This is a genomic window from Janibacter anophelis NBRC 107843 (genome assembly GCF_001570945.1).
Classification (GTDB): domain Bacteria; phylum Actinomycetota; class Actinomycetes; order Actinomycetales; family Dermatophilaceae; genus Janibacter; species Janibacter anophelis.
The window spans coordinates 1-2,855 of the sequence record NZ_BCSQ01000102.1 but is presented as its reverse complement, the minus strand read 5'-3'; the positions used below and the strand labels follow the sequence as shown (position 1 = coordinate 2,855).

General features: G+C 70.3%; 3 protein-coding genes. 2 read left to right on the top strand and 1 reads right to left on the bottom strand.

The window, feature by feature from the left end; genetic code table 11:
- The first annotated feature begins 33 nt into the window (after positions 1-33).
- The gene (locus JAN01S_RS16225; protein ID WP_068319829.1) at positions 34-432 is read left to right on the top strand and encodes a phage holin family protein; all 399 of its coding nucleotides are present in this window, start codon (positions 34-36) and stop codon (positions 430-432) included.
- Positions 433-552: 120 nt separating this feature from the next.
- Complete coding sequence (locus JAN01S_RS16220) at positions 553-1,491, top strand: type IV toxin-antitoxin system AbiEi family antitoxin domain-containing protein (RefSeq protein ID WP_157075815.1); 939 nt, start codon at positions 553-555, stop codon at positions 1,489-1,491.
- Positions 1,492-1,558: 67 nt separating this feature from the next.
- On the opposite strand, the gene hisC is transcribed toward JAN01S_RS16220, so the two are convergent.
- Positions 1,559-2,638 carry a histidinol-phosphate transaminase gene (hisC, locus tag JAN01S_RS16215; protein ID WP_068319825.1) on the bottom strand — a complete coding sequence of 360 codons (1,080 nt, stop codon included), beginning with the start codon at positions 2,636-2,638 and terminating at the stop codon, positions 1,559-1,561.
- Between the last annotated feature and the right edge of the window lie 217 nt (positions 2,639-2,855).

Below are 2,855 nucleotides of genomic sequence, written 5' to 3'. Positions count from 1 at the left end.
CCGGGTGGCCCGCCCGGGTGCCATGCTGGGGCCATGACGAACTTCCTGATCCGCACCGCAGTCAATGCCGTGGCCCTGTGGGTCGCCGCGTGGCTCATCGACGGGATCGTCCTCGCCGAGGACGACGCCACCTTCGCCTCGAAGTTCGCGACCGTCGTCCTCGTCGCGCTGATCTTCGGCCTGGTCAACGCGGTCGTGAAGCCGATCGCCAAGGTCCTCACGTTCCCCTTCATCGTGCTGACGCTCGGGCTGTTCACCTTCATCGTCAACGCGTTCCTGCTGCAGCTGACCGAGTGGATCTCCAAGCCGCTCGGCCTGAGCTTCGAGATCACCGAGTTCTGGTGGGACGCGGTCATCGGCGCCCTCGTCATCACGATCGTCTCGATGGTCCTCAACTGGGTCCTGCCGGAGAAGGAAGACCTCGACCGCTGACCGGTCGTCGGCAACGGCCCCCGGACGGACGGACTGCCGACCGAGCGCGCATTTCCCCGGGGAAATGCGCGCTGTGGATAACTCTGACGGCCGAAAGGACGATCCGGGCACCGTGGACACATGCCCGGATCATTGCGACGCCACATCGACCTGTCCGCACTGCGCGACGTGCCCCTCTTCACGACCTCGCAGGCGCGTGACGCCGGCATCTCGGGCCATGACCTGGCGCTGCTCGTCCGGCGTGAGCTGATCTGGCGCCCGGCGCAAGGCTGGTACTCCTGCCTCCCCGATGTCACCGAGGACGAACGCCACGTCTTGCGCACCGTCGCCGCGCTCCGTGTCAACGGTCCGGGGGCCGTTGCCTGCCGTGTCTCGGCCCTCCTCCTCCACGGACTTCCCGTGGCGCGATGCGACCTGTCAGTGGTCGAGATCGCCACCACCGGGGGAGGTCACGGCCGCACCCGCAGCGGGGTGCGCGTCAGTCAACTCCCGTCGAAGGGGGCAGCACCCCTCCGCGTCGCCGTCCCGTTGGTCGATGCGGACATCCCGGTCGTCGACGTGCCGACGGCCATCGTCGGCGCAGCTCGGTGCAACAGCGCGCCGGGCGCCCTCGTGGCCGCGGACTTCGCCGTGGACCAAGGGATGTGCACCGTGGAGGACATCGCGGCATCGCTGAAGGCGCACGCGGGGTCCACCGGCATCGAGCGTGCTCGCGCGTGGTTGGCGGACATCGATCCGAGGCACGAGTCGGCAGGGGAGACCCTGACTGCGGTGATCCTGCGGCAGGGGTCGTGGGAGTTCGAGCCGCAGCTGTGGGTGCGCGCAGGCGGCCGCAACTGTCGCCTCGACTTCGCCCTGCGGGAGTACAAGGTGGCGATCGAGTTCGACGGAGAGGGCAAGTACACCGGACCTGAGGTGATGGAGGACCAACTGGCGCGACAGGCTGCTCTCGAGGCCGAGGGATGGGTCTTCGTGCGGCTGGGCTGGGCGGACCTGGACGACCCCACGACGCTCCTGCGGCGGATCGCCGACGCCGTCGCCATGGCCGAGGCGCGGTGACCCCCCTTCGCTCCCGCGTGGTCCACGGTGCCAAGACCGCGCATTTCCCCGGGGAAATGCGCGGCCGTCAGGAGCCTGCGCGCAGGAACTCCTGGGCCACCTCGATCAGGCGGTCGTTGGCCTCGGTCTCCCCGATGCTCACCCGCACGCCGTCGGTGCCGTAGGGGCGCACCGACAGACCCGCGTCGCTGCACGCCGCGACGAAGTCCGCCGTGCGCTCACCGAGCGGGAACCACACGAAGTTGGCCTGGCTCTCGCCCATCTCCCAGCCCGCCTCGCGCAGGCCCTCGACGACCCGCGCGCGCTCGGCGACGAGGTCCTTGACGCGCACGTCGAGCTCGTCCTTGGCCTCGAGCGAGGCGATCGCCGCGGCCTGGGCGATGAGGTTGACGCCGAAGGGGGTCGCGGTCTTGCGCAGCGCCTCGGCCACCGGCTCCGGCGCGACCGCGTAGCCGACCCGCAGGCCGGCCAGGCCGTAGGCCTTGGAAAAGGTGCGCAGGAGCATGACGTTGTCGTACCGGCGGCGCAGGGAGAGCCCGTCGACCTCCCCTTCGCCCTCGACGAACTCGAGGTAGGCCTCGTCGACGACGACGAGCACGTCGCGCGGCACCTTGGCGATGAAGTCCTCGAGCTCCGCGTGCGTCACCGAGGGCCCGGTCGGGTTGTTGGGCGTGCAGACGAGGACGACGCGGGTGCGGTCGGTGATCGCCGCGGCCATCGCGTCGAGGTCATGGCGGTGGTCGGCGGTCAGGGGCACCTGCACGGAGACGGCGCCGGCGATCGCGACGACGATCGGGTAGGCCTCGAAGGAGCGCCACGCGTACACGACCTCGTCGCCCGGGTCGCACGTCGACTGGATGATCTGGGCGAGCACCCCGACCGACCCGGTGCCCGTCGCGATCTGCTCGCGGGGCACGTCCAGGTGCGCGGCCAGCGCATCGGTCAGCGCGGTCACGCCCATGTCGGGGTAGCGGTTGACCTGCGTCGCGGCCGCCTCGATGACCTGCACGACCGAAGGGAGCGGAGGGTAGGGGTTCTCGTTCGACGAGACCTTGTAGACCGTCAGGCCCTCCCGCGCGACCGGCGGCTTGCCGGCGACGTATGCGGGGACCTGGTCGAGGGCGGAGCGCAACCGCGGGGTGTCCATGCGCGCACCTTAACCACCCCGCGCATCTCCCCGGGCGGCTGCGCGGTCCCCGCGCATTTCCCCGGGCGCCTGCGCGGTCGTGCGCGCATTTGCCCGGGGAAATGCGAAGAAGGGGAGGGGGCGAGGCGGGTTTTGGGAGTCCAGTGGGTGAGACGCTAGGTTGGCGGATGCCAATGATCTGTGGCTCGGGTCACAAGCCCGCCGCAGCCGATCGGGG

Excerpts from the sequence above, each read along its gene's own strand:
- JAN01S_RS16225 (WP_068319829.1), top strand. The coding sequence starts at position 34 with ATGACGAACTTCCTGATCCGCACCGCAGTCAATGCCGTGGCCCTGTGG.
- JAN01S_RS16220 (WP_157075815.1), top strand. The coding sequence starts at position 553 with ATGCCCGGATCATTGCGACGCCACATCGACCTGTCCGCACTGCGCGAC.
- hisC (WP_068319825.1), bottom strand. The coding sequence starts at position 2,638 with ATGGACACCCCGCGGTTGCGCTCCGCCCTCGACCAGGTCCCCGCATAC.